Below are 25,011 nucleotides of genomic sequence, written 5' to 3'. Positions count from 1 at the left end.
ACCGTATCCTTTATTCACACTGTAAAGCAACGCGACGTTTTATGAGTCTGACCCCAGCCGACACGACTTCTGCAGCACTGCCGCCCCTGGCCCCGCGCCAGGCGGCAAAACCACAGGGTGCTTCTGCGCCCGGCACCGGCACGTCCGGCAGCGGCACCTCCGCAGCGCCTGCACCGGGCGTCGCCTCCGTCAGCCACCTGGCCGACAAGCTGGCCGAATACCTGTCCCCCGCCGACCTGAAAAAAGTCAAGGAAGCCTACCGCTTCTCCGACGAAATGCACCTGGGCCAGATGCGCCGCTCGGGCGAGCCGTATATCTCGCATCCGATCGCTGTCGCCGAAATCTGCGCCGACTGGAAGCTCGACGCGCAAGCCATCATGGCCGCCCTGCTGCATGACGTCATGGAAGACCAGGACGTCAAGAAGGAAGAGTTGATCGAGCGCTTCGGCGCGCCCGTGGCGCACCTGGTCGACGGCCTGTCGAAGCTGGAAAAGATCGAATTCCAGAGCCAGATCGAAGCGCAGGCGGAAAACTTCCGCAAGATGCTGCTGGCCATGGCGTCCGATGTGCGCGTGATCCTGATCAAGCTGGCCGACCGCCTGCACAATATGCGCACGCTGGACTTCATGACGGCGGCAAAAAAACGCCGCATCGCCAGTGAAACCATGGAAGTGTATGTGCCGATCGCGCACCGCCTTGGCCTGAACAACATTTACCACGAGCTGCAGGATCTGTCATTCTCGCACCTGTACCCGATGCGCTACCGCACCCTGGCGAAAGCCGTCAAGGCGGCGCGCGGCAACCGGCGCGAAGTGGTCAACAAGATCATGGAAGCGGTAAAAAGCACCCTCTCCATGGCCGAACTCGAGGCCGACGTCACGGGCCGCGAAAAGACCCTGTACGACATCTATAAAAAGATGCGCAGCAAGCATTTGTCTTTCTCGCAAGTGCTGGATGTGTACGGCTTCCGCGTGGTGGTAGGCAGCTTTGCCGACTGTTACGTGACCCTGGGCACCCTGCACAGCCTGTACAAGCCCATGCCGGGCAAGTTCAAGGATTACATCGCGATCCGCAAGCTGAACGGCTACCAGTCGTTGCACACGACCGTCATCGGCCCCTACGGCACCCCCGTCGAATTCCAGATCCGCACCCAGGAAATGCACCGTACGGCCGAATCCGGCGTGGCGGCGCACTGGCTGTACAAGAGTGGCGAATCGAACCCGTCCGACTTGCAGCAGCGCACCCATGCATGGCTGCAATCCTTGCTCGACATCCAGCAGCAGACGGGCGACTCGGCCGAATTCCTCGAACACGTCAAGGTCGACCTGTTCCCCGATTCCGTCTACGTGTTTACGCCGAAGTCGAAGATCATTGCCCTGCCGCGCGGCGCCACGGCCATCGACTTCGCCTATTCGATCCATACGGGCATCGGCGACCAGACCGTAGCCGTGAAGATCAACAACGAAACCTCGCCGCTGCGCACCGAGCTGCACAATGGCGATATCGTCGAGATCATCACCGATTCCTCGTCGCGCCCCAGCCCCACCTGGCTGTCGTTCGTGCGCACCGGCAAGGCCCGTTCGGCCATCCGCCACCATTTGCGCACGATCAACCTGCCCGAATCGATCGCCCTGGGCCAGCAATTGCTGTCGCAGGCGCTGCAGACGCTGAATATCGACGCCGACCTGCCGGCGCCACTGGTCGAACGCCTGCTCAACGAATCGAGCGCCAATTCCATGGATGAGCTGTATGCGGACATCGGCATCGGCAAGCGCATGGCCACCCTGGTGGCACGCCACATTTTTGGTCTGATCGGCGGCGAAGCGGCCAGCATGCCCGTGGAGCACAACAGCGGCAACGAACTCGACCCCGTCACCATCTGCGGCAGCGAAGGCGTCTCCGTGCAGCTGGCGCCATGCTGTTTGCCGATTCCAGGCGACCAGATCATCGGCCAGCTGCGCCGCGACCAGGGCTTGCTCGTGCACACCAGCGACTGCTCGCAAGCCAAGCGCCAGCGCGCCAAGGAACCGGACCGCTGGATCGCCGTACGCTGGGGAACCGAACTGAACCGCCGCTTCGACTGCCGCATCAAGGTGCTGATCAACAGCGAACGGGGCATCCTGGCCAGAGTCGCCGCCGAAATCGGCGAATCGGACGCCAACATCATCTATGTGGGCATGGACGAAGACAAGGACAACGTCCTCGACCAGCTGCGCTTCACCGTGCAGGTCAAGGATCGCGTCCACCTGGCCGCCCTGCTGCGCAATGTGCGCCGGGTCGCTGGTGTCAATAGGATATTACGCGAACGCAATTAAAAAAACGGCTGGCCAGATTTCTCTGCCCAGCCGTTTTTTCATGCGCCGAACATCAGCTCAAGTCTCCCCCGGCGCCGGATACGTCACTTCCAGCAATTCCAGTTCCTGCTCGCCCAGCGGCGTGTTGAGGGTGATCACGTCGCCTTCACGCGCCTTGGTGATGGTGCGGGCCATCGGCGAGACCCAGCTGATCTTGCCGTTCAGGGGGTCGAATTCATCGATGCCGACGATGGTGATGGTGTGCGTTTCGCCGTCGCTGGTGCGGTAGGTTACCGTGGCGCCGAAAAACACCTGGTCGTTGCCATGGTGTACGCTGGGGTCGACGATGGCGGCCAGGTCCATGCGTTTGGTCAGGAAGCGGATGCGGCGGTCGATTTCGCGCAGGCGCCGCTTGCCATAGATATAGTCGCCATTTTCCGAACGGTCGCCATTCGACGCCGCCCAATGCACGATACGCACCACTTCCGGACGATCGACGTCGATCAGCTGCAGCAACTCTTCCTTGATGCGCTGGTAGCCGGCCGGCGTGATGTAGTTCTTGGCGCCGGCGGGAATGGCCAGCGCCAGCGCGGCCGCTTCTTCATCGTCGTCGTTGTCGGATTCTTTTACAAAGGCTTTATTCATCTGCCTATTGTAGCCCTGCCAGGCAGCCACCGGCACACCGGATGCACGGGCAGGCAGGCTTTTTTGACGTATCATCGGGGCAATCGCGGCAAACCTGCGCCGCACACGGAGACGGATGAAAAAATTCTACAGAGTCAGGCGCTGGCTGTTCGCGCCGCTGGTCTACCTGGCCGCCATCTTCCTGCTGATCGAGGAATGGCTGTGGGCGACGGGCGCGCGCATCATGCAGGTGGTGGCACAATTTCCGCCCCTGCATGCGCTGGAAGCGTGGATCAAGCGACTGCCGCCGTACTGGGCGCTGGCCGTCTTCGTGCTACCGGCCGTGCTGCTGTTTCCCGTCAAGCTGCTGGCCCTGCTGGCGATCGCGCGCGGCCATGCGTTTTCCGGCATCGGCGTGATCGTCATCGCCAAGCTGGGCGGCGCGGCCGCCGTGGCCTGCCTGTACAGCCTGACGCGCCCTACCCTGCTCAGTTTGCCGTGGTTTGCGCGCTGGCATGGCCTGTTCATGGAAACCAAGGACCGCTGGATCGCCCGCCTGCGCGCCACGCGTCCTTGGCGCCGCGTCAGCCGCCTGTCGGCCGCGCTGGGCCGCGCCCGCCGCGCCTGGTGGCAGCGCTTGCGCAAGGGCACGCCAAGCCGTCATAATTCCCGCCCCGCCAGGGTGCTGCGCCGCTTTGCCGCCTTCTGGCGCGCCCGCCGCTGATGAAGAAAGGCAACGCCATGCACGACACTCCCTGGCTGGCGCCCGCCATGCGCGCGGCGGCAGCGGAAATCTACCTGTACGACGCGGCCAGCTGGCAATTGCTGGACGCCAACGATGCCGCCTGCGACAACTTGCAGTTTGCACACCAGCAATTGCTGGCGATGACGCCCTTCACCCTGGCGCCACAGCTCGACGCGCAGCAGCTGGCCGGTGTGCTGGCCGCCCTGGACGACAGCATCGGCGCGCAAGCCCTGCTGCACGTGCAGCAGCGCCGCCGCGATGGCAGCCTGTATTCGCTCAGCCTGCACCTGTCGCGCGCCAGTCACCAGGGCCGCGCCCTGATCCTGGCCGAAGGCGAAGACTTGCGCACGCCGCAGGCGACGGCCGCCGCCCTGGCACAGGTGCAGTCGCGCTTCAACGCCATCGTCTCGAATACGCCGGGCCTGGTGTACCAGTTCTGCCTGCATGCGGATGGACGGGCATCCTTTGCCTACCTGAGCGACGGCTGCCAGGCCCTGCTGGGCTTGGCGCCGGCACAGCTGCACGCGCGCCCGGAACTGTTCTACCAGCTGATCCTGGCCGACGACCGCGCCTCGTATCTCGAATCGATGCAGGCCTCGAAGACGGCTCTGTGGAGCTGGAACTGGGAAGGCCGCATCTGGATCGATGCGTGGAAGGACGTCAAATGGATCAACCTGCGCTCCACGCCGCGCGCGCTGGCCGACGGCACGGTGCAGTGGGAAGGCATCATGACGAATATCACCGAGAGCCGGCTCGAACAGATCGAAGTGCGCCAGTCGCGCGCCCGCCTGGCCGAGCTGACGGCGCATATCGACAAGGTCAAGGAACACGAACGCACGCGCCTGGCGCGCGAACTGCACGATGACCTGGGCGGCAATTTGACGGCGATCAAGATGGCGCTGGCCATGCTGACGCGCCGCTTGCCGCCGGACGACCCGTTGCTGCAGGAAAAGGCCGACTATGTCGATGCCCTGGTCGACCGCAGCATCGACGCCGTGCACCGCATTTCGCTGGACTTGCGCCCTTCCATGCTGGACCTGGGCCTGGTTGCCGCGCTGGACTGGCAGGTGAAGGAATTCGCGCGCCAGGCCGGCATCGAATGCCAGTTCATTTCGAACCGCCAGCATATCGAACTGGATCTGGACCTGGCGACCAGCCTGTTCCGCATCGCCCAGGAGGCGCTGACGAATATCGCCAAACATGCGCAGGCAAGCAAGGTCAGCGTGCGCCTGGCAAGGCAGCGCCAGCATATCAGCCTGTCGATTGCCGACAATGGCGTCGGCATGCGCCTGTCCGACCGTGCCAAGCCGCAATCGTTCGGCATCCGCGGCATGGCCGAACGCGCCAGCGCGCTGGGCGGCACCCTGAGCCTGGTGGATGGGCCGGATGGCGGCACCATCCTGAGCATAAAAATCCGGCTAACCACAGCGCGAGAGGCGATAATAGCGGCTGCAGCCAGTGCGCCCGCGCACAGCGGGTCGCCGCCAGACACGGCCTAGTGGGTGAATTAGATAGGAAACAACGCAGTCATGAAAGAAAAAGCCACCATCCGGGTATTCATCGCCGACGATCATGCGATTGTGCGCGAGGGCTTGAAACAAATCCTCGCCGATACGAAGGACATCATCGTGGCCGGCGAGGCTGAAAATGGCCACGACGCCATCAAACTGTTCCGCGGCTCGAAATGCCAGGTGTTGCTGCTCGACATCTCCCTGCCCGACCGCAGCGGCATCGAGGTGCTCAAGCAGATCAAGAAGGAAAAGCCGGAACTGGCCGTGCTGATGCTCTCCATGCACCGCGAGGACCAGTACGCCATTCGTTCGCTCAAGGCGGGCGCGGCCGGCTACCTGACGAAACAGAGTGCGCCGCGCGAACTGGTCACGGCCATCCGCCAGGTGGCGCAGGGATTAAAATACATCAGCGCCTCGCTGGCGCAGGAACTGGCCAACACGGTGGGCGAAGACCACGAAACGGCCTTGCACGACACCTTGTCGGACCGCGAATACCAGACGCTGGTCATGATCGCCTCGGGCAAGGCGGTGGGCGCCATCGCCGAAGAGCTCAAATTGTCCGTAAAAACCGTCAGCGAATACCGCGCCCGCTTGCTGGTCAAGATGAAACTCAAGAACAGCGCCGAACTGACGCATTACGCGATCCGCAACCAGTTGGTGGATTGACGGCAAAGCGGCATGCCCGCTGGCATCGAGCGAATTGACAGGACTTCTCCTTGCTTCTCGCACAATAAGTTCTTTGCCAACTCGCATATCATGAGGATAATGAGAAATATCTGAAAAGGCTGTGTCTACATGTCCAGTAAATTGCCATCTCCACCAGCAAGCGCGCCCGCTGGCACCACGAATACCGCCGCCGGTGCGGCGATGAATCCGGCCGAGATCGCGCGCGAAGCGTTTCGCCGCCTGGCCACGCGCCGCATCGCCCCGACGCCGAGCGCCTACCGCGATATCTACAATGAAATCGCCGGCATCAGCGAACCAGCGGACAACCCCGCCGCACCGGGAGCCGTGCTGGCCGCCAGCGCACCGCTGGACGGCGGCGCGGAAAACGTCCTGACGCAATTTGCCGCCAAGATGAGCGAATCGGCGGGCGAACTGGGCGACTTTGGCCGGCGCTTCCAGCGCGCCCTGAAAGCGCGCGACTGGGATAGCTATGCGCGCACGCTGGCGCAACTGGCGGAAAAACAAGTCAAGAAAGGCGGCGGCATCGAATTGCCGCCCCTGCCGGACGGCGAACAGACGCGCACCTTGCGTGAATTACTGAGCCGCACCCTGGGCTTTGCCGTCGCCACCTTGCTGACAGGCACGCCCGCGCTGGTGGAAGAAGCCGAATCGCTGGGCGCGGCCATCAAGCTGGCGCACACGGAAGAGGCGCTGAACGAAGCGGCCCTGCGTCTGAAGCAGCTGTGCTACCAGATCGAACTCAAAAGCGGCGACACGGCCGAGCAGCAGGAATTGCTGCTGCGCCTGTTCAAGTTGCTGCTGGACAACGTCAGCCAATTGCTCGACGACGACAGCTGGCTGCGCGGCCAGGTCGATGCCGTGCAAAATCTGATCGCCGGTCCGCTCGACCAGCGCGCGCTGGAAGACGCCACGCGCAGCCTGAAGGAAGTCATCTACAAGCAGAGCCAGCTCAAGCACAGCCTGTCCGACGTCAAGCTGACGGTGAAGAACATGATGATGACCTTCATCGACCGCCTGGGACAAGTGGCGGCCAGCACGGGCGACTTCCATGAAAAGATCGGCGGCTATTCGGAAAAGATCAGCCAGGCGGAAAATATCAGCGAACTGAACAGCGTTCTCGACGAAGTCTTGCGCGAAACGCGCATGGTGCAGAACGAAGCCTTGCGCGCACGCGACAAGATGGTGCTGGCGCGCCAGGAAGTGCAGGATGCGGAACAGCGCATCCACACCCTGGAAGCCAAGCTCCAGCATATGAGCGAACTGGTGCGGGAAGACCAGCTGACAGGCAGCCTGAACCGCCGAGGCCTGGACGATGTGTTCGAGCGCGAGACGGCCCGCTCCGACCGCCGCGGCACGCCGCTGTGCATCGCCATGCTGGACCTGGACGATTTCAAGCGCCTGAACGACACGTACGGCCACCTGGCCGGCGATGCCGCCCTGAAACACCTGGTAAAAATCGTCAAGGAAACCCTGCGCTCGATGGACGTCATCGCCCGTTTCGGCGGCGAAGAATTCCTCATCCTGCTGCCGGAAACCACGGTCGATGCGGCCGCCTCGACGATGACGCGCTTGCAGCGCGAGCTGACCCGGCATTTCTTCCTGCACGACAACGAAAAAGTGCTGATCACCTTTTCTGCCGGCGTGGCCCTGCGCCTGCCCAACGAAGACCAGGCCGAGCTGGTCAAGCGCGCCGACCGCGCCATGTACCAGGCCAAGCAGACGGGCAAGAACCGCGTGGTGGTGGCGGACTGAGCCCTGCCCGCTTCGCCAATGCCGTCCCGCCACCCGGCCGGACGGCATTTTTCATAGCAAAAACGATAACACCCTACTCCGTCCAGCGTTCCGATAGCGTACGGGCGATATAAAAATAAAACTATTTTTACCCTCAAGTTTCCCAAAATCATGCCGCCTAGCGCGCGGCCAGCTACAAACTGAAGGGCTAAAAAATAAAATTTAAAGCACTTTTCGCCATCAATTTTCCCGCAGAGCAACCGTTACCCTAAACAACAGCGGCTTGATTGTCCCGGAACAGCGGGGCAGGCCAAAGTGACTAGCACATAGCGCAATGTAGTACCTGTCTGGAGAAACATCATGGCTGCAGTAATTAATACCAACATCTCGTCCCTGAATTCGCAACGCAACCTGTCGACTTCGCAATCGTCCCTGTCCACCTCCCTGCAACGCCTGTCCTCAGGCATGCGCATCAACAGCGCCAAGGATGATGCTGCTGGCCTGGCGATTTCCGACCGCATGCAGTCGCAAATCCGCGGCATGACGCAAGCCACCCGCAATGCCAACGACGGCGTCTCACTGGCCCAAACGGCTGAGGGCGCACTGTCGAGCTCGGGCGACATCCTGCAACGCATCCGCGAACTGGCCGTGCAATCGTCGAACTCGACGAACTCGTCGAGCGACCGCCAGGCGCTGCAAACCGAGGTAGGCCAACTGGGTTCGGAATTGAACCGTATCGCCCAAACCACTTCGTTCAACGGCCAGGCGCTGTTGGACGGCACCATGGGCACGGCCAACTTCCAGGTCGGCGCTGACGCCAACCAGCTGATTTCGGCCAATGGCGCCAACTTCCTGACCAACACCTACGGCAATAACCGCGTGCAAAGCGACGCAGTGACCGCCAAGGCAGGCACGGTTGCCGCACCAGCCAGCAACGTTACCGCAAACACTGCAGCGATCACGATCAACGGCAAGCTGGGTTCGGCTAAGTTCGACACCGTCGCAACCGACACGGCAAAATCGATCGCCGCAGGCATCAACCAGAAAACTGCGGATACGGGCGTTACCGCCACAGCAAAAACGGAAGCCAATCTTGAATTAGTTGGTGGCAAATCGTACTCGTTCACCATCGCCTCGGACAACAATGCCACGACCAACCCGGTCACCGTCTCGTTCGCCGTCGGCGGCACCGCTAGCAGCGCCACCGACTTCGCCGCAGGCATCAACGCCATCAATGCCCAATCGGCAAAGACCGGCGTGACGGCACAGTACGACGCCAAGAACGGCGGTATCAAGATGACCAACGCCGCCGGTTCGGACATCGTGATTGGCGACGCCATCACCGTGGCTGCCGACCAGAACACCCTGAAGGTCAGCACCTACGATACCAAGGGCGTGAAAAATGCGGCTGTTGATGCCAAGGGCGCTTCGGCCACGGCCAACGGCACCATCACCTACGATTCGGACAGCAGCTTCTCCGTCGTCGATGCCGGCGCCGCCGGCTCCGGCCTGGCAACGGCAGCCGCTGGCTCCTCTTCGGTCCTGAAATCGGTTGCTTCGCTGGACGTCACCACCTTTGATGGCGCGCAACTGGCACTGAAAATCGCCGATGCCGCCCTGTCGACCGTCAACAGCCAACGCGCACAGTACGGCGCCTTGCAATCGCGCTTCTCGTCGGCAATTTCCAACCTGCAATCGACCACGGAAAACCTGTCCGCATCGCGCAGCCGCATCGTTGATACCGACTATGCCTCGGAAACGGCCAGCCTGACCCGTGGCCAGATCCTGCAACAAGCTGGTACGGCCATGCTGGCGCAAGCGAACTCGCTGCCAAACGGCGTCCTGAGCCTGCTGCGCGGCTAATCTCCGATTAGCCAGGCAACAGCGCAGGACTCTGATTCCCCTGCCGGATTTTTTCGGCAGGGGAATTTTCACTAGGAGAGCACCATGACTATCGACACGATAGCGGCCGCCTCCGCGGCCAGGATGGACAAGAGTTACGCAGCGACGGACACAGCGCCGGCGCGCCCGGCAGCGCCACGGGCTGCCACGGAAAACGGCACGGTTGCACCACAGCAAGCCAGCAAGGAATCCAACCGGGAACAGCTGGACAAGGCGGTATCGGCGCTGAACCAATCGTCGCAGATGAAGACGCAAGGCATTGAATTTTCCATCGACGAAGACAGCCAGCGCACGGTGGTGAAGGTCATCGACCAGGAAACCAAGGAAGTGTTGCGCCAGATACCCACCAGGGAAGCGCTGGAACTGGCCAAGACCTTTGATTCAGCCAAAGGCTCGCTGATCAGTCAAAGCGCATAACGATGGCGTTGCACATGGACTTGCAGCATCGTGGCAGCACGCATCGGCATGACCACGGGACCCGATAGCCTGGCTATCCGGCCCCGTCTTTTTGTTAAAAATTCAGCAATACTTTCCCCTCACTCCCCCGTTTTTCTGCTCCCGCTGAAAACAGCGCGGTAAATCCCCCTCTCAAGTCCTGATTGATTCTGCCGATAACAGCTTATATTAGTGTTTTCCTAGGAGCATTCCGTGGCCATTACCCCTACATTATCATCCGTTGGCATCGGTGCCGGCGCCACCGGCCTGGACGTGGGCGGCCTCATCGACAAGCTGATGACGGCGGAAGCGGCTCCGTTGGGCACCTATGACAAGAAAACGGCCTCTTACCAGGCCAAGCTCAGCGCCATGGGCACCCTGAGCGGCGCCGTCGGCGCCTTCCAGAACTCGCTATCGGCACTAAGCAATTCGAACAACTTCCGTGCCGTCAGCGCCACGCCATCCGATCCGCTGGTGCTGTCGGCAAGTGCCGGCGCCAAGGCCGTGGCCGGCAACTACAACATCAACGTTTCCCAGCTGGCCCAGGCACAGACGCTGACATCGGGCGGCATGGCCAGCAAGCTGTCGACCATCGGCAGTGGCGCCAAGACCACGGTTTCCTTCCAGCTGGGCTCGCTCGCTGGTGGCACCTTCGGTGTAACGGGCTCGGCACTGAGCGGCAGCGCCCTGCTCACGGGCGTGAGCAACGGCTCGCTGAACATCAACGGCACGGCCATTCCGACGGATGCCAGCACCAAGAGCGCACGCGCGCTGGCGGACGCGATCAACGCCAAGAGCAGCACCACGGGCGTGACCGCCACGGCACAGCCAACGGCCAGCAAAGCCAGCATGTTCAGCGGTTTCGGCAATATCGCCACCGGTGCAGACGGCACCTATTCGCTATCGGTGGGCGGTATCGAGATCGTTACCCAGGGGAACGGCGTCGCCGCAGGCGGCGGCATCACTGCTGCCTCGCTCGACACGACACTTAGCGGTCCGAATGCCGTCTCGAATGCGCTGGCGGCAGCCAATATCACCGTCACCGGCAAGGCGGCAGACGGCACCTTGCAATTTACGCGTGCCGATGGTTCCAACCTCAATATTGAAGAAGTGGTCACAGGCAGCGTCATGGGCGGCATCGGCCACGCCGCCAATGCCACCAATAATGGCTCGAATGTCACGCTTGCCAGTTCGATCACCCTGGCCTCGGGCAATGCCAGCCCCATCGTTGTCGCCGGCAGCAACCCTGCGGCAGCGGGGCTGACAGCAGGCACGGGCGGCAGCTACATGAACACGAACTTCACCCAGGATGGCACACAGGCAACGGGTTCGGTGGTGATCGATTCCACCAACAACAGCTTGCAAGGCATACGCGACGCCATCAATAACGCCGGCCTGGGTGTTACCGCAAGTATTGTGTCCGACGGTAGCGACAAGCCGTATCACCTGGTGCTCAGCGCGACCAAGACTGGCGCCAATTCGGCCATGAAGATTTCGCTCAGCGGCAGCGATGGCCAGCCGGCCGACAGCGCCCTGAGCAATCTGCTGTCCTACGACGCTTCCGGCACGCAAAACCTGAAGCAGAACAGCGCGGCGCAAAACACCAATTTCAGCGTCAATGGCATCGCTATCACCAGCAGTTCGAACAGCGTCGATACGGCCATCGAAGGCGTTACCCTGGGCATTAGCAAGATAGGTACCTCCAGCCTGTCGGTGGCCAAGGATACCTCGACGGTGAAGACCAGCATCAGCGCCTTCGTCAAGGCGTACAACGACCTTAACACCTCGATCGGCAAGATGACAGCCTACAATCCAGACACCAAGACGGGTGGCGTCTTGCTGGGCGACTCGACCGTCCAATCGATCCAGAGCCAGCTGCGCAGGCAGCTGGGCGCGCCGATTACTGGATTGAGCAGTGGTATGAGTACTCTGAGCCAGGTGGGCATTTCCTTCCAAAAAGATGGTAGCCTGACACTGGATACCAGCAAACTCGACAAGGCGATCAGCGCCAACTTCGGCGATATCGCCGGCCTGTTTTCGGCCATCGGCAAGGCCTCCGACAGCAACGTCGCCTTCACCAGTTCGACGGCCGCCACCAAGCCAGGCACCTATGACCTGAGCATCACCACCATGGCCAGCCAGGGTTCGCTCACGTCCGATGGCGTACTGCCCGCCAGCACCACGATTGCCAGCGACACCACATGGAATGTCACCCTCAATGATACGGAGCCGTCGGCGGCCAAGAATACGGCCCAGGTGACGATACCTGCTGGTACTTATACGCCGGCGCAGATGGCATCGCTGATGCAATCGTCGATCAACGGCGTGAAGGCGTTCTCTGACAATGGCGCCACTGTCTCCGCGTCGATCGACGGCAGCGGCAAACTGGTCCTGGTGTCGAGCCGCTATGGCTCAGTATCGAATCTGGCCTTGAGCAACGGCACCGGGAGCGGTGTAGAGACCCTGTTTGGCGCCGCCAAGCCCGTCAAGGGCGCCGACGTGGCCGGCACCCTGGGAGGACAACCCGTTATCGGCTCCGGACAGACCCTGACGGGCGCACCCGGTTCACCGGCCGACGGCTTGAAGATCGAAGTGACCGGCGGTGTCACCGGGCCGCGCGGCACGGTCAGTTTCTCGCAAGGTTATGCCTATCAGTTGAACAACCTGGCCACGTCCTTCCTGGGTACGGACGGCATGCTCACCAACAAGTCCAAAGGCATCAACGAGAGCATCAAGTCGGTGGCGGCACAGCGCGACAAATTCAGCGCGAAGCTCACCGACATCGAAGCGCGCTACCGCGCCCAGTACTCGCGCCTCGACGTAACGCTGAGCAAATTGACGTCCACGCAAAGTTATTTGACCCAGCAGTTGGCCTCCATCGCCGCCAACCGTTAAGCCCAATCATCAGGAGAATTACATGTTTGGAACCCAACAACGCGGCGTCAACGCCTACGCCAAGGTCGGCCTGGAAACGGGCATAGGCTCGGCCTCGCCGCACAAGCTGATCGTGATGCTGTACGACGGCGCCCTGGTGGCCGTGCTCAGCGCGCAAGTGCACATGAAATCGGGCAATATCCCGGAAAAAGGCAAGTCCATCTCGAAAGCCATCCAGATCATCGACAATGGCTTGCGCGCCAGCCTGAACAAGGATGCGGGCGGCCAGATTGCCGAAGGCCTCGACTCTCTGTATGAATACATGGGCGCGCGCCTGCTGGCCGCTAATATCCGCAACGACCTCGGCATGCTGGAAGAAGTACAGCGCCTGCTGACCGACTTGCGTGAAACCTGGAATGCCATAGGCACCACGCCCGCCGCCATCCCCGGCGCCGATTTGAAACGTATGCCCAGCCTTGCGAGTGCCTGACCCATGATGACGAATCAAGAAGTCCTGACCACCTATGAAACCATGCAATCCCTGACGGGCCGGATGGTGACCGCCGCCAGCAACGCCGACTGGGATGAGCTCGAAGCGCTGGAGCAGCAAGTGAGCGCGCATGTGGAAGCGCTGAAGGCAAATGAAGAAAAAGTCGTGCTGGAAAGCGCCGGCCGCCAGCGCAAGGTCGCCATGATCAAGCAGATCCTGGAAGATGACCGCAAGATCCGCGACCTGACCATGCCGTGGATGGCGCAATTGTCCAAGCTGATCAACAGCACAGGCACCGAAAGGCGCCTGGCCAACGCCTACGGCGCCTAAGCGCACAAGGGGCAAGGTCACCTATCATGTTGCCGAAGATGGATGCCATCGGCATGACGCCCCTGACCCCGGTCAAGGGCACGCGCCAGGCCGACGCCGTCGCCGACCCGCGCCAGGCCGAGTTCCAGCGCTCGCTGCAGGGACTGATCGGCAAATCCATGCAGGGTCAGGTGCTGGCGCGCATGGGCGATGGCAGCTACCTGGTGCGCGTGGCAGGTACGCCGGCCCGCATGCAGCTGCCCGCCGGCGCCCAGTTGGGCACCGAGATTCCCCTGACCTTGATCGGCATCAATCCCCGTCCCTCTTTTCAAATCGGCACTACTCGCGATCAGGCCGCCAGTCCCCTGCTGACCTACGCCGACGCCGATGCAGAACCCGACGCAGCCGAAGCGCGCGCCCCCCAGGCCGGTGCGGCCCAGGCGGGCACACGCGCCAGCAGCACGGCCGCCACCCTGCTCAGCCGCGCACCCCTGACGCCAGCCAATTTGCTGCCCGCCCTGGCAGGCGATACACCGGCGCCGGAACTGAGCACCACCGCGCGCGCCCTCAGCAGCGTACTCAGCCAGGCTGAAAGCGTGCCCGGCGCGCCCCTGGCGCTGGTCGGCAAGACGCCGCTGATGGCCACGCCGGGAGCCGATCCCGCCCAGGTAGCGCAAAAGCTGCGCGACACGGTCGGCAGCAGCGGCCTGTTCTATGAATCGCACGTGGCCGAATGGGCCGAAGGCAAGCGCCCGCTGGCCTCGCTGCTGCTGGAGCCGCAAATGCAAAAAGCCGCGCCGGGCGAGACGCCCAGGACGGGCACCGACCTGGCCTCGGCGCAACTGATCAATTTGCAGCTGCATACGCACGAACAGGCGCGCGTGCAGTGGCAGGGCGAAGCCTGGCCTGGCCAGAAGATGCAGTGGGATATCAGCCAGGATGCGCCGGAAGGCGGGCAGCACGAAGCGCGCGACGGCGACGGGGAAGCGACGGCCTGGCGCAGCAATGTGCGCTTCCAGTTTCCCCTGCTGGGCGACCTGGCCGCGCACGTGGTCTTGCAGGGCGGCAGAGTATCCATCCAGATGCAGGCCGGCAGCGAAGGCAGCGCCGCCACCTTGCGCCAGCACGCGGCGGCGCTGGAAGCGTCTCTCGACGCAGCCGGCTGGCCCCTGTCATCGCTGAGCATCGCCGGCAAGCCGGAAGCGAAGGCAGGAGAAGATGATGCTTGAGGACGCCAAGCGCAAGGTGCCGCAGACGGCCGTCGCCCTGGCCTACCAGAGCGGCACGCCGGCACCCAAGGTGGTGGCCAAGGGCAGCGGTCTGATCGCGGACCAGATCATCAGTACGGCGCGCGAACACGGCGTCTTCGTGCATGAATCGAAGGAATTGGTGGCGCTGCTGATGGATGTCGACCTGGACCGCCAGATTCCGCCCGGCCTGTATCGGGCGATTGCGGAACTGCTGGCCTGGTTATATCATATTGAATCTGCGAATGGCGGCCCCATTCCGCCGCCGCCCGACACCAGCGTCAACCTCACCGATACATAGACAGGCATCAATGCAAGCACATATTATGGATTCCGGCCTCGAAAACTGGCATGACTTTGAAGTGGAATCGCGACGGGAAATCATCGCTTTGCTGCGCAGCATCAGCGAAAAGAACCAGCTGATCCGCATGCTGATCCACGGAGAATCCGATGTGTGCGTCACCTCCATCCTGGAAGTCGATGCCGAACGCAATACCGTCATCCTCGACCGTTCCGTGAACGCCGACCAGAACCGGCGCATGGTGGCAGCCACCGGCATCTCGTTTGAAACCTCGCTCGACAAGATCCGCATCCTGTTTGCCAGTGCCCTGGTGCAAGAGTGCGATTACAACGGCACGCCTGCCTTGAAAATTGCCATTCCAGAAACATTGATCCGCTTGCAGCGGCGCGAGTACTACCGCATGACCACGCCCGTGAGCAATCCCGTGCGCGTCTCGATTCCCCTGCCGCCCTCGCTGGGCGGCACCGACACACTGTTTCCGCTGGCCGACATCAGTTGCGGCGGCATCGCCATCCTGGACAATAAACTGATATTGGGCGAGACCATCGGCAGGGACTATCCCGGCTGTCGCATCGACTTGCCCGACGTCGGAATCGTCACTGCAACTTTGCAAATTCGCAATTCGCTGGACATGACCTTGCTGAACAATAAGCTGAACCGCCGCCTGGGCTGCCAATTCGTCGACCTGCCGCGCAGCATGCTGGCGCACGTGCAGCGCTATATCACGCGTCTTGAACGCGAGCGTAATGCACGGATGGCTGGACTCAGCTGATAACCTAGCCGAAAGCTGGGGTCAGACCCGCCGGGGGAATGCATCCCAATGGGATGCATTCCGATTCCTTGGGAACTGCCCCCCGGAATCTGCCGTTGGGGTAGCTAAAACTTACACCTGCATATTCATGATCTCGTGATACGCGGAAACCAGTTTATTTCGCACCTGCACCGTTGCCTGGAATTCGATGCTCGATTTTTGCATCGACACCATCACGTCCGACAGGCTGACCTTTTCGTCGCCCATGGTAAAGCGCTGGCCCATCGCCGACGAGGCCTGTTGCGAACTGCTCACGGAGTCGAGCGCGCTTTTGAAGGCATCGGCAAAATTCACTTTCGCCGCCGGCATCTCGGTCTGGATCGCCGGTATTTTCGCCTCCGGCCGCGTGGCCGCCGACTTCAGTTGCGCGATCATCGCCTCGATCCTGCTGCTATCGATACCGCCTGTTTTCACTTTGCCTCCCGATTCTCGTCAATTCCTGCCTGTTGCTTCCGGAGAACAAAACTCCAGTCAGCAAGGCAACGACGGGTACAATAACTTCCGTCACATGTTGCCAAGGTTCCACAATACCAGTGCCAACGCCAGCCGCTCGGCCGAGCAGGCGGCAAAAGCGCCTTCTGTTTGGACGATTGAAGCGCGTGACAGTGGCGGATAATTCTGCATATCGCCCCCTCCTCCTGAGGAAGCGGCCCCCACGCACCACCCAATACCCGTCAATAACACGCGCCCCGGAAGGCAATCATGGCTGTAGCCGAAGAAATCGATGTGAACCGCATACCGCCGGAACCGGCGCCTGCCCGCTCGCCCGTGGAGTCCGTGCAAGCGTTCGCCAAGACGCCGATGGGCAAGAATTTCCTGCGCGGCCTGGGCGTGGCGGCACTCGTCGCTATCGGCGTGGCCCTGTACATGTGGAACCAGCCGCCCGAGTACAAGGTCCTGTTTTCCAACTATACGGACCGCGACGGCGGCGCCATCACCGCGTCGCTGGACCAGCTGGGCATCAAGCACAAGTTCTCCGAAGGGGGCGGCGCCATTCTCGTGCCCACCGAGCAAGTCCACGATGCGCGCCTGAAACTGGCCGCGCAAGGCTTGCCGAAGGGCGGCAACGTGGGCTTCGAGCTGATGGAAAACCAGAAGCTGGGCGTCTCGCAATTCCTGGAACAGGTCAATTTCCAGCGCGCGCTCGAAGGCGAACTGGCCAAATCGATCGAATCGGTATCCGCCGTCGATACGGCGCGCGTCCACCTGGCCCTGCCTAAACCGTCCGTCTTCGTGCGCGAACAGCAAAAACCGACGGCCTCCGTGCTGCTGAACCTGCATCCAGGCCGCGGCCTCGACCAGTTGCAGGTCAGCGCCATCGTGCATCTGGTGGCGTCCAGCGTGCCGGAATTGCTGCCGATCAATGTCACCGTGGTCGACCAGGCCGGCACCTTGCTGTCAAACCAGGAAAAGGACAAGGACCGCGCCAACGGCATCAAGAGCCTGGACCCGAACCAATTGAAGTATGTGCAACAGTTGCAGCAAAGCGTGATCAAGCAAGTCGAATCGATCCTGCTGCCCATCGTCGGCGAAGGCAATGTGCGCGCCGAAGCGACGGCCGACGTGGATTTCTCGCAAAGCGAACAGGCGGCAGAAACCTACAAGCCGAATTCGCCACCGGAAGCGTCCACCATCCGCAGCCAGCAAACGAGTGAATCGACGGGCGCCGGCAATGCCAACCCGTCCGGCGTGCCGGGCGCCCTGTCGAACCAGCCGCCTGGCGTGGCGACGGCACCATTGACGGCCGAGGCACCGGGCGCCGCAACTGGCGCACCGACGGCACCGAGCCAGAAAGAATCGACGACAAATTACGAAGTTGATAAGACCGTACGCTACGAACAGAAATCCATGGGCGGCTTGCGCCGCCTGTCGGTAGCCGTCGTCGTCAACTACCGCCGCAGCTTCGACAAGGATGGCAAGGTCACGGTCAAGCCGATTTCCCCTGCTGAAATGGTGCAGATCAATAACCTGGTCAAGGAAGCGATGGGCTACAACAAGGAGCGCGGCGACAGCTTCAGCGTGGCCAACTCGCCCTTCGACGGCATCGACCGCGCACCGGAAGGCAAGCTGGAGTGGTGGCGCGACCCGGCCAACTTGCCGCTAGCCAAGGAACTGGCGAAATTCCTCATCACGGCCCTGATTTTGCTGTATATCTTCATCAAGATCGTGCGCCCGATGCTGCGCCCCGTGATGCGCAAGATCGACGATTTCGGTGCGCCACCGCCCGTCATCGAGCCGGAACTCGCCAAGGACGACGCAGAAAACGAAGTCCTGCTCAGCGAAGCCGAGCTGGAAGAACTGGAAGAAGATACGGCCCGCGGTTATCGCGAAAACCTGGCGATGGCCAGGAAACTGGCACAGGAAGACCCGCGCGTGGTGGCCAACGTAATCAAAGCATGGATAGGCAATAATGACTGAGACAACGGGACTGCAAAAAGCATCCATCCTGATGCTGGCACTGGGCGAGAGCGAAGCGGCTGAGGTCATGAAATTCCTCGGCCCGCGCGAAGTGCTGAAACTGGGCGCCGCCATGGCCACCATGAAGGGCATTGCGCACGAACAGGTGGTGGAGGTGCTGGACGACTTCCGCGCGCAGACAGAACTCAATTCCACGGTCGGCCTCGATTCGGACGAATACATCCGGCAAGTCCTCACCAAGGCGCTGGGCGACGACAAGGCTTCCGTGCTGCTGTCGCGCATCCTGGGCGGCAAGGATGCGTCCGGCATCGAATCGCTGAAGTGGATGGATTCGCAATCCGTGTCCGAGCTGATCCGCAACGAACACCCGCAGATCATCGCCACCATCCTGGTCCACCTGGAGCGCGACCAGGCGTGCGAAATCCTCGGCCATTTCACGGACCGCCTGCGCAACGACGTGGTGCTGCGCATCGCCACCCTGGACGGCGTGCAGCCGGCCGCCTTGCGCGAACTCAACGATGTGCTGACGAAACTGCTGTCGGGTAACGAAAACATCAAAAAATCGTCGCTGGGCGGCGTGCGCGCAGCGGCCGAGATCCTCAACTTCATGAGCGGCGAGCAAGAGGGCTCCGTCATGGACAATATCAAGAACTACGACAACGACATGGCGCAAAAGATCATGGACGAAATGTTCGTGTTCGACAACGTGATCGATATCGACGACCGCGGCATCCAGTTGCTGTTGCGCGAAGTACAGTCGGAAATGCTGATCATCGCCCTGAAAGGCGCGTCGCAAGAGCTGCGCGACAAGATCTTCAAGAACATGTCGCAGCGTGCCGGCGAGATGATGCGCGAAGACCTGGAGTCGAAAGGCCCCGTGCGCCTGTCGGAAGTGGAATCGCAACAGAAACAGATCCTGCAAATCGTGCGCCGCCTGGCGGACGAAGGGCAGATAGTACTGGGTGGAAAAGGCGAGGATTCGTTTGTCTAATTTAATACCCAAAGAGCAACAAACCGCTTACCAGCGCTGGGAAATGACCTCGTTTGGCGACGAGCGTCCCAGCGTGGTGGCGGCGCGCAAGCTGCTCGAACCGGAGCCGGAACCGGAATTCGACCCATTTGCCGAGCTGCCGGAAGAAGAGCTGGCCCCGCCGCTCGAATATCCGACGCAGGAAGAACTTGACGCCATCCGCGAAGAAGCGCGTGCCACGGCCTTCGATGAGGGCCGCGCCGCCGGCTATGCGGAAGGCCACGCGGCCGGGCATGCCGATGGCCATGCGCAATCGTATGCCGAAGGCAAGGCCGCCTCCGGCGTGGAACTGGCGCACCTGCAAACCATCGCCGTCGACTTCGGCACGGCCGTGCACCAGGCCGATGAACTGATCGCCAACGACGTCATGGAACTGGCCTTGCAACTGGCCAAGGGCATGCTGAAAACGGCCTTGCCCGTGCGCCCCGAGCTGATGCTGCCGATGGTGCGCGAAGCCATCGAATACTTGCCCGTGCTGCAACAACCGGCCTTGCTGATGCTCAATCCGGAAGACGCGCAAGTGGTACGCGACGGCATCGGCGATGAGCTCGACAAGGGTGGCTGGCGTGTCATCGAAGACCCGACCGTGGAACGCGGCGGTTGCAAGATCGACACGGCCAGCAACCAGATCGACGCGCAGACGTCCACCCGCTGGCAGCGCCTGACGCATGCGCTGGGCAAGGACCTGGACTGGCTGGCGCCGTGAGCGAGTCCGTCAAAGGACCGGCTGCCCATGCGGCGCGCTGGCGCGCCTACCTGAACGACTGTTCGGCCGTGGTCGGCTTTGTCGAACCGATGCAAATTTCGGGGCGGGTCACGCGCGTGGCCGGCCTGGTGATGGAAGCGGTGGGCCTGCGCCTGGCCGTGGGCGCCGCCTGCACCGTGCCGCTGCCCAATGGCGGGCGGGTCGAGGCGGAAGTGGTAGGTTTTGAAGGCGAGCGCCTGTTTTTGATGCCGCAAAGCGACGTCGAGGGCATCGTGCCCGGCACGCGCGTGTTTTCCGTCGAACCGGCTATTCCCCGCCCCGGCAGCGTGGCGCACCCGCGCCGCCGCCCCAGCGACCGCGCGCGCCACCTGCCGGTAGGCCCGCAACTGCTGGGCCGCGTGCTCGATGGCGCAGGACGGCCGCTTGATCAGCTGGGCCCGCTGCATACGACCGATAGCGCTCCCATCAATGTACGCCCCGCCAATCCGCTGGGCCGCGCGCCCATCGTCGATACGCTCGACGTGGGCGTACGCTCGATCAATGCCATGCTGACCGTGGGCCGTGGCCAGCGCATGGGCCTGTTCGCCGGTTCCGGCGTGGGCAAGAGCGTGCTGCTGGGCATGATGGCCCGCTACACGGAGGCGGATGTGATCGTCGTCGGCCTGATCGGCGAACGGGGTCGCGAGGTGAAGGAATTTATCGAGCAAATCCTCGGCCCCGAAGGCCTGGCCCGCTCCGTCGTCGTGGCGGCGCCGGCCGACACGCCGCCCCTGATGCGCCTGCAGGGCGCCGCGTATGCAACGGCCATTGCCGAGTATTTCCGCGACCAGGGGCAAAATGTACTGTTAATCATGGATTCGCTGACCCGCTACGCCATGGCGCAGCGCGAAATCGCCCTGGCCATCGGCGAACCGCCTGCCACCAAGGGCTATCCGCCGTCCGTCTTCGCCAAGCTGCCCGTGCTGGTGGAGCGGGCCGGTAATGGCGAAGAAGGCGGCGGCTCGATCACCGCCTTCTACACCGTGCTGACCGAGGGCGACGACCAGCAAGACCCGATCGCCGACTCGGCACGCGCGATTCTCGACGGCCATATCGTGCTCAACCGCCGCCTGGCCGAGGCGGGCCACTACCCGGCCATCGACATCGAGCAATCGATTTCACGCGCTGCCCACTCGATCACCACGCATGAACACCAGCAGCAGGCGCGCAAGCTCAAGCAACTGTATTCGCGCTATGAACGCAGCCGCGACCTGATCAGCGTGGGTGCCTACAGCGCCGGCACCGATCCCGTGCTGGACCAGGCCATCGCCCTGCATGAAAAGATCGAGGCGTTTTTGCAACAGCAAATCACGGAACGGGTCAGCATGGACGAGAGCTTGGGGCAACTTACCGCTCTATTCGACTGATTAGGGCTTGCATAGCGGGAATATAATCAGACATGGCTTCTCCTTCCCAACTTGCAACCCTGATCGACCTTGCCCAGCGCGAAACGGATGATTGCGCCAAGCGTCTGGGCGCGGCCCTGAAAGCGCTCGACGATTGCCGCCAGAAGCTCGACATGCTGTCCGGCTACCGCGATGACTATGCGAAGCGCTTCGAGGCGAGCATGAGCAATGGCATTACGCCCATGGCCTACCGCAATTTCCAGGCCTTCATGGTCAAGCTCGACAGCGCCATCCTGGGCCAGCAGCAAGTGGTCGAGCATGCGCAAGCACGCAGCGACAATGAAAAGATGCGCTGGCAGCTGGCCGAACGCAAGCGCATGTCGTACACCACCCTGAACAACCGGGCGCAGGAACAGGCGCTGAAGCTGGAAAACAAGCGCGACCAGAAAGCAATGGATGAGCACGCGGCGCGACAAGCCTATTACAAACGCTAAGCAACACTGAGGCAGCATCATGCAAACCCTGCAAAACCCGATTTCCCAGATTGTCTCGCCGAACGCCACGCCGGGCGCCGCCAACCGCAGCCAGCCGCCCACCAGCGGTACGGCGGGCGACTTCCAGCGCACCCTGAACCGCCAGATCGAGCAACGCCAGGCCAGCCGCAATATGGAGCAAGCAGCAGCACCGGCGGCGACCCGCCCCGCCAGCCCTGCCGCCACGCCGGCACCCGCCCAGGCGCCGGCCAAGGAAACGAAGCCGGCGCAAGCGGGCACCGAACAGGCCGCCAACAGCGAACAGCCATCCGCGCCGGCCAGCGAGGCGGCCGCGCCCGCCACCAGCGATGCTTCCAGCACCGCGGCCGAGGCAAGCGTGCCTGCCATCCCCACCGCGACAGCACCGCCGCCTGCCGATCCGGCCGCCGAGATGCTGGCCCTGGTGGGCAGCATCCAGTTGGCCATCCAGCCGCAAGCGGCAACAGCCAAGGCCGTGCCGGAACTGCCCGCGCGCGCCAGCGTCAAGGCCGACGGCAAGGGCCTGGCCGCAGGGCCATTGCTGGCAGCCGGCCAGGGCAGCGGCAAGGCCGCCGCCACCAACACCACCGCGCAAGCCGACAGCGGCGACTTTGCCGACAGCCTGGGCCAGGCCCAGGGCAAGACAACTGCCACGCCAGGCACCAGCGTGCCAACCGGCAAGGCCGAGCCTGGAAAACTGGCCATCGATGCCCAGCTGGCGGCCACCGCCAAGGCTGGCACCGCCGTGGCCGAAGCGAGCATCAAGGAAACGTCAGCCGACCTGAGCCGCCTGGCGACCCAGTTGCAGCCAAGCGCCCTGCAGCACGCTGCCGCCGCTGTGGCTGTGCCGGCAGACAAGCTGACGGGCCGCGTCGGCACGCCGGCCTGGGACCAGCAACTGGGGCAGAAAGTCGTGTGGATGGCGGCCGGTGGCGACCAGAGCGCCACCCTGACCCTGAATCCGCCCGACCTTGGCCCCGTGCAAGTGGTCCTGACGGTTACCAATGACCAGGCCGATGCCGCCTTCATGTCGGCCCAGCCAGAAGTGCGCCAGGCGCTGGAAGCGGCCATGCCGCGCCTGCGCGAGATGATGAGCGAAGCGGGCATCGCCTTCGGTAGCGCCACCGTCTCGGCCGGCACGCCGGAACAGCAAAACAATGGCGAGCGGGCCGGCTCGGGCGAACGCCGCGGCACTGGCCAGGGCGGCGGCGTATCGGGTGGCGAGATCGCTATCGCGCCAGCGGCAGGCGGACGCAGCCGGCCCAGCCTGAGTGCCGTGGATACCTTTGCCTGAGGCCAATTCGTCGTCCTCGGGCCACAGGCGGGCCCCACAGCGTAACTTTTCGTATAAAAACAGCGAGTTGAGGGCGCTTCCGCCCTCTTTTCACTGCATCCTTCTGCGCAGAATTTGCCGATAATGACATAATGGCGTCGTGATCCACTTCCATGCACTCGAGTACCATTGAAAGCAAATCCAAAAATGAAAGCAGATCCGAAAGCAGATGCAGGCCTGGCCCCCGCCGGCGCCTCGAAAAAAAAGCTTCTGATCATCGTGCTGGCCTCGGTGCTGGTGGCCGGCAGCATCGGTGGCGGTGCAGCCTGGTACTTCCTGCATGGCAAGGCCGATAAAGAAGAATCGGCGCCCAACAAGAAAAAACATGCCGTTTCCAAGGCAGGTCCGCCCGTCTTCGTGCCCGTCGATGCCTTCACCGTCAACTTGCAGCCGGAAAATGGCGAGCAATACCTGCAAATCGCATTCACCTTGCAAGCGAGCAGCCCGGAAGAAATGGACTTGATCAAGGTCAACATGCCGAAGGTGCGTAGCCGCTTGCTGCTGCTGCTGTCCGGCAAAAAGGCATCGGAACTCAATACCGTGGAGGGCAAGCAGCAACTGGCGGCCGAAATCATCAATCAGGTGAACCAGCCGTTCGAGGACAAAGGGCCGGAGCAGGACGTGACGGACGTATTATTTACCGCATTCATCATTCAATAAGCAGCCATGGCCGATAATTTCCTCTCCCAGGAAGAAGTCGATGCCCTTTTGAAGGGCGTCAACGGAGATCAGGACGACGCGCAGACGCCGGAAGATGTCACGGGAGTTCGTACCTACAACCTGGCAACCCAGGAGCGCATCGTGCGCGGCCGGATGCCAACGTTGGAAATTATCAACGAGCGTTTTGCCCGCCTGCTGCGCGTGGGCCTGTTCAACTTCCTGCGCCGCAGCGCCGAAGTGTCGGTGGGTTCCGTGCGCGTGTCGAAGTACAGCGAGTTCATCCGCAACCTGGTGGTGCCGACCAATCTGAACCTGGTGCACATGAAGCCGCTGCGCGGCACAGCCCTGATGGTCTTCGATCCGGGCCTGGTCTTCCTGCTGGTCGACAATCTGTTCGGCGGCGACGGACGTTTTCATACGCGCGTCGAAGGGCGCGATTTTACGCAGACGGAGCAGCGCATCATCTTGCGCATCCTCGACATCGTCTTTGAAGCCTACACCAAGTCGTGGGAGCCGGTCTTCCCCGTCGAGTTCGAATATATCCGTTCAGAAATGAACACGCAGTTCGCCAACATCGCCACGCCGAATGAAGTGGTGGTTGCCTCCACGTTTACGGTGGAACTGGGCTCCGTTTCCGGACAAATCCACTTCTGCATGCCGTATTCGATGATCGAGCCGATCCGCGATTCGCTGACCTCGAGCCTGCAGGGCGAAGCGCTGGAAGTGGACAAGCGCTGGATCCGCCTGATGACGCAGCAGATCCAGATCGCCGAAGTCGAACTGGTGGCCTCGCTGGGCACGGCGCGCGTCTCGTTCGACGAAATCCTGAACATGAAGGTAGGCGACATCATCCCGCTGAATATTCCCGAACTGATCGCCGCCACCGTCGACGGCGTGCCCGTCATGGATTGCACGTACGGCGTGTTGAACGGACAATATGCGCTAAAGGTCGAAAAGTTGCTGGCTAATGCCGACAACATGAACAATCATTAAGTAATGCACCCGG

At 62.2% G+C, this 25,011-nt stretch carries 24 protein-coding genes; 22 read left to right on the top strand and 2 right to left on the bottom strand.

Annotated elements, in window-relative coordinates; translation table 11 throughout:
- Positions 1–41: 41 nt before the first annotated feature.
- Positions 42–2,315: a RelA/SpoT family protein gene (locus ACQ4WN_RS14035; RefSeq protein WP_436552093.1), complete on the top strand. Its 2,274-nt coding sequence runs from the start codon at positions 42–44 to the stop codon at positions 2,313–2,315.
- 57 nt (positions 2,316–2,372) lie between these two features.
- Here ACQ4WN_RS14035 and greB read toward each other — a convergent pair whose 3' ends face one another.
- The gene (greB, locus tag ACQ4WN_RS14030; RefSeq protein WP_133989807.1) at positions 2,373–2,939 is read right to left on the bottom strand and encodes a transcription elongation factor GreB; all 567 of its coding nucleotides are present in this window, start codon (positions 2,937–2,939) and stop codon (positions 2,373–2,375) included.
- Positions 2,940–3,054: 115 nt separating this feature from the next.
- Here greB and ACQ4WN_RS14025 point away from each other — a divergent pair, with 115 nt between their 5' ends.
- From ACQ4WN_RS14025 to ACQ4WN_RS13970, 12 genes are all read left to right on the top strand, one after another.
- Positions 3,055–3,642 carry a hypothetical protein gene (locus ACQ4WN_RS14025; RefSeq protein ID WP_436552092.1) on the top strand — a complete coding sequence of 196 codons (588 nt, stop codon included), beginning with the start codon at positions 3,055–3,057 and terminating at the stop codon, positions 3,640–3,642.
- Positions 3,643–3,659: 17 nt separating this feature from the next.
- Positions 3,660–5,162: a sensor histidine kinase gene (locus ACQ4WN_RS14020; protein ID WP_436552091.1), complete on the top strand. Its 1,503-nt coding sequence runs from the start codon at positions 3,660–3,662 to the stop codon at positions 5,160–5,162.
- 30 nt (positions 5,163–5,192) lie between these two features.
- Positions 5,193–5,840: a response regulator gene (locus tag ACQ4WN_RS14015; RefSeq protein WP_034753998.1), complete on the top strand. Its 648-nt coding sequence runs from the start codon at positions 5,193–5,195 to the stop codon at positions 5,838–5,840.
- Between the two features lie 201 nt (positions 5,841–6,041).
- Positions 6,042–7,613: a GGDEF domain-containing protein gene (locus ACQ4WN_RS14010; RefSeq protein WP_436552161.1), complete on the top strand. Its 1,572-nt coding sequence runs from the start codon at positions 6,042–6,044 to the stop codon at positions 7,611–7,613.
- A gap of 339 nt (positions 7,614–7,952) precedes the next feature.
- Positions 7,953–9,455, top strand: coding sequence for a flagellin N-terminal helical domain-containing protein (locus ACQ4WN_RS14005; protein ID WP_436552090.1), 1,503 nt, complete (start codon positions 7,953–7,955; stop codon positions 9,453–9,455).
- Between the two features lie 84 nt (positions 9,456–9,539).
- Positions 9,540–9,911 (top strand): flagellar protein FlaG, encoded by a 372-nt coding sequence (locus tag ACQ4WN_RS14000; RefSeq protein ID WP_436552089.1) that lies wholly within the window; start codon positions 9,540–9,542, stop codon positions 9,909–9,911.
- Between the two features lie 231 nt (positions 9,912–10,142).
- Positions 10,143–12,824, top strand: coding sequence for a flagellar filament capping protein FliD (gene fliD, locus ACQ4WN_RS13995; RefSeq protein ID WP_436552088.1), 2,682 nt, complete (start codon positions 10,143–10,145; stop codon positions 12,822–12,824).
- Positions 12,825–12,846: 22 nt separating this feature from the next.
- A complete protein-coding gene (fliS, locus tag ACQ4WN_RS13990) occupies positions 12,847–13,293 on the top strand; it encodes a flagellar export chaperone FliS (RefSeq protein ID WP_436552087.1) in 447 nt (148 codons plus the stop codon).
- 3 nt (positions 13,294–13,296) lie between these two features.
- Positions 13,297–13,623, top strand: a complete 327-nt coding sequence (locus tag ACQ4WN_RS13985) for a flagellar protein FliT (protein WP_436552086.1) — start codon at positions 13,297–13,299, stop codon at positions 13,621–13,623.
- Between the two features lie 26 nt (positions 13,624–13,649).
- A complete protein-coding gene (fliK, locus tag ACQ4WN_RS13980) occupies positions 13,650–14,831 on the top strand; it encodes a flagellar hook-length control protein FliK (RefSeq protein ID WP_436552085.1) in 1,182 nt (393 codons plus the stop codon).
- Positions 14,824–15,150, top strand: coding sequence for an EscU/YscU/HrcU family type III secretion system export apparatus switch protein (locus ACQ4WN_RS13975; RefSeq protein ID WP_436552160.1), 327 nt, complete (start codon positions 14,824–14,826; stop codon positions 15,148–15,150). Before fliK ends, ACQ4WN_RS13975 begins: the two co-directional genes overlap by 8 nt.
- A gap of 25 nt (positions 15,151–15,175) precedes the next feature.
- Positions 15,176–15,922 carry a flagellar brake protein gene (locus ACQ4WN_RS13970; RefSeq protein WP_436552084.1) on the top strand — a complete coding sequence of 249 codons (747 nt, stop codon included), beginning with the start codon at positions 15,176–15,178 and terminating at the stop codon, positions 15,920–15,922.
- Between the two features lie 111 nt (positions 15,923–16,033).
- Here the strand turns inward: ACQ4WN_RS13970 and fliE are convergent, their stop codons facing one another.
- Positions 16,034–16,336, bottom strand: coding sequence for a flagellar hook-basal body complex protein FliE (gene fliE, locus ACQ4WN_RS13965; RefSeq protein ID WP_243136536.1), 303 nt, complete (start codon positions 16,334–16,336; stop codon positions 16,034–16,036).
- Here fliE and ACQ4WN_RS13960 point away from each other — a divergent pair.
- The 9 genes from ACQ4WN_RS13960 to fliM all read left to right on the top strand — a co-directional run bounded on the left by ACQ4WN_RS13960 (position 16,233) and on the right by fliM (position 24,998).
- Entirely contained in the window at positions 16,233–16,577 is a 345-nt protein-coding gene (locus ACQ4WN_RS13960; protein ID WP_436552163.1) for a hypothetical protein, read from the top strand. The two genes, fliE and ACQ4WN_RS13960, sit on opposite strands and share 104 nt — an antisense overlap.
- Positions 16,578–16,663: 86 nt before the next feature.
- Positions 16,664–18,379, top strand: a complete 1,716-nt coding sequence (gene fliF, locus ACQ4WN_RS13955; protein WP_436552083.1) for a flagellar basal-body MS-ring/collar protein FliF — start codon at positions 16,664–16,666, stop codon at positions 18,377–18,379.
- Complete coding sequence (fliG, locus tag ACQ4WN_RS13950) at positions 18,372–19,370, top strand: flagellar motor switch protein FliG (RefSeq protein ID WP_034787109.1); 999 nt, start codon at positions 18,372–18,374, stop codon at positions 19,368–19,370. Before fliF ends, fliG begins: the two co-directional genes overlap by 8 nt.
- A gap of 43 nt (positions 19,371–19,413) precedes the next feature.
- Positions 19,414–20,115 (top strand): flagellar assembly protein FliH, encoded by a 702-nt coding sequence (locus ACQ4WN_RS13945; protein WP_436552159.1) that lies wholly within the window; start codon positions 19,414–19,416, stop codon positions 20,113–20,115.
- Positions 20,116–20,204: 89 nt separating this feature from the next.
- A complete protein-coding gene (gene fliI / locus ACQ4WN_RS13940) occupies positions 20,205–21,521 on the top strand; it encodes a flagellar protein export ATPase FliI (RefSeq protein ID WP_436552158.1) in 1,317 nt (438 codons plus the stop codon).
- A 32-nt stretch (positions 21,522–21,553) separates the two neighbouring features.
- Positions 21,554–21,994: a flagellar export protein FliJ gene (gene fliJ / locus ACQ4WN_RS13935; protein WP_436552082.1), complete on the top strand. Its 441-nt coding sequence runs from the start codon at positions 21,554–21,556 to the stop codon at positions 21,992–21,994.
- A 19-nt stretch (positions 21,995–22,013) separates the two neighbouring features.
- Positions 22,014–23,306: a flagellar hook-length control protein FliK gene (locus tag ACQ4WN_RS13930; RefSeq protein WP_436552081.1), complete on the top strand. Its 1,293-nt coding sequence runs from the start codon at positions 22,014–22,016 to the stop codon at positions 23,304–23,306.
- A 186-nt stretch (positions 23,307–23,492) separates the two neighbouring features.
- Positions 23,493–24,005: a flagellar basal body-associated protein FliL gene (gene fliL, locus ACQ4WN_RS13925; protein WP_436552080.1), complete on the top strand. Its 513-nt coding sequence runs from the start codon at positions 23,493–23,495 to the stop codon at positions 24,003–24,005.
- Between the two features lie 6 nt (positions 24,006–24,011).
- Positions 24,012–24,998, top strand: a complete 987-nt coding sequence (gene fliM / locus ACQ4WN_RS13920) for a flagellar motor switch protein FliM (protein ID WP_070220128.1) — start codon at positions 24,012–24,014, stop codon at positions 24,996–24,998.
- The last annotated feature ends 13 nt before the right edge of the window (positions 24,999–25,011 follow it).

This window comes from Janthinobacterium pasteuri (assembly GCF_051380775.1).
Classification (GTDB): Bacteria; Pseudomonadota; Gammaproteobacteria; order Burkholderiales; family Burkholderiaceae_D; genus Janthinobacterium.
Note: the sequence above shows the minus strand (reverse complement) of the source record. Positions and strands in the feature narration are given on the sequence as shown.